The 2,109-nt window shown below is 52.8% G+C and carries 2 protein-coding genes; both read left to right on the plus strand.

Annotated elements, in window-relative coordinates:
* Positions 1 to 752: 752 nt before the first annotated feature.
* A complete protein-coding gene (locus KDK14_RS02770) occupies positions 753 to 986 on the plus strand; it encodes a hypothetical protein (RefSeq protein ID WP_257263495.1) in 234 nt (77 codons plus the stop codon).
* Positions 987 to 1,012: 26 nt separating this feature from the next.
* A partial coding sequence (locus KDK14_RS02775; RefSeq protein WP_257263496.1) for an Rne/Rng family ribonuclease occupies positions 1,013 to 2,109 on the plus strand: 1,097 nt, incomplete at its 3' end.

Consider the following 2,109-nt stretch of genomic DNA (forward strand, 5'->3'; position numbering starts at 1 on the left):
CCTTTAAGGACCCTCAACAGAAAATTATCAACACGCTGACCTGCGGCATCTTCATCAATGGTAATAAAATTAACGTTGCTCGCTTGTTTCAATCGTCTAACCACACATCTGTTTAAGCCAAGCTCCAACCCTGAAACCTCTATCCTGACCGATTGGGATATAGAGACTTGCAGGGATCACTGCGATTTTTGTTCAGGTAATGTTATCAGCTTTGTGTCATTTGAAGCACTTACAGATTACTGATATAGTTTCGGCACTGCCTTGTGACTATCCGAAGAGGCAGTTCGATTTACCAAGTCTGGGCATGACCCGAATGGGATAGCATCACTTAAATTCCGCTTACCGGGCCAAAAATAAACTGGTGTTACGTTTACCCGATGAACAAGTCCGGGTCAGGTAACTTCAGGAATAACCGCTCAGGCAGACACCATGACAGATGGACCAGTTGCATCCCTCCAGTAGGGCATGAGTCCCTGCCATGGTTGCTGAATGATTAAAGACCACGGCCACAGCCGTGATAGATAAACAGCGCTACCCAAGAACGGAGGTTGCGCTCCCGACACCAGGGATGAAGAACAGCGGACGGGTCATATGCTAGTGAAAGGCTCAGTGGTACCTGCAAACGTATCCACAACCAGCCAGAAGCGCCCGATCAACGCATCTCCCCACTATGCATCCGGTCAATATACGGGTGCAGATTGCTATATCGTTACAGCCCTGCCCTTGAACAAGTCCGGCTGTAAGTCTGATAGTTGGTTACCACCGACCACGCCGTTTTCCTGCGGTCGCTGGCCTGTGTACCGTCGGGTAGCACCGAAGAGTTTGTACAGAAGCTGAAGGAAACCAGTTGCACTGCCAGCCACCACGAATACGTCAAGTGGCAGGCCGGGCTCTTCCGGAAACACCATGGATTGCCCGTCAAACCGATGGATGTACTGGATTCACCGAATGTCACGAACGACTTTTCGTCAACAGCCACTGCTTAGGGTAGCCATTAGTAATTTGGTACTCTATGAAGAGAATGTTGATCAACGCAACCCAGCAAGAAGAGCTGAGGGTTGCACTCGTCGATGGGCAGCGCCTGTTCGATCTGGATATCGAATCCGGAGCCAGAGAGCAGAAGAAAGCCAACATCTACAAAGCAAAAATCACCCGTGTTGAGCCCAGCCTGGAAGCCGCATTTGTCGACTTTGGCGCAGAGCGACATGGTTTCCTGCCCCTGAAAGAGATCTCCCGGGAATACTTCACAGGCCACAGTGGCGGGCGTCCAAGCATTAAGGAGGTCATCAGGGAAGGCACCGAGGTTATCGTTCAGGTTGACAAGGAAGAGCGCGGCAATAAAGGTGCTGCCCTGACCACACTGGTCAGCCTGGCTGGCAGCTACCTGGTCCTGATGCCCAACAATCCACGGGCCGGTGGCATTTCACGCCGCATCGAAGGCGATGAGCGTACCGAGCTTCGTGAGGCCATGAGCAAGCTGGACATCCCTGCCGAGATGGGCGTCATCGTCCGCACCGCCGGCCTTGGCCGTTCCACAGAAGACCTGCAATGGGATCTGGACTATCTGCTGCAGCTGTGGAACTCCATCAAGGACGCTGCCGGCAAAAATCCCGCCCCCTTCCTGATTTACCAGGAAAGCAATGTCATTATCCGCGCCATCCGCGACTACCTGCGCCAGGATGTCGGTGAAGTCCTGATCGACAAAACCCCGGTGTATCAGGAAGCCCTGGATTTTGTCAAACAGGTCATGCCCCAGTACCAGAACAAGATCAAGCTGTACAAAGACAGCGTACCGCTATTCAACCGCTTCCAGATTGAAAGTCAGATCGAGACCGCCTTCCAGCGTGAAGTCAAACTGCCATCCGGCGGCTCCATTGTTATTGACCCGACAGAAGCCCTGGTTTCCATCGATATCAACTCTGCCCGGGCGACCCGTGGTGGCGATATCGAAGAAACCGCCTTTAACACCAACCTTGAAGCAGCCGATGAGATTGCCCGCCAGCTGCGTCTGCGTGATATTGGCGGCCTGATTGTTATCGACTTCATCGATATGGGTAACAACCGGAATCAGCGGGAAGTTGAGAACCGCATCCGCCAGGCGTTGTCGGT

Origin of the sequence: Endozoicomonas sp. ONNA2 (assembly GCF_024606365.1) — a bacterium.
GTDB lineage: Bacteria > Pseudomonadota > Gammaproteobacteria > Pseudomonadales > Endozoicomonadaceae > Endozoicomonas.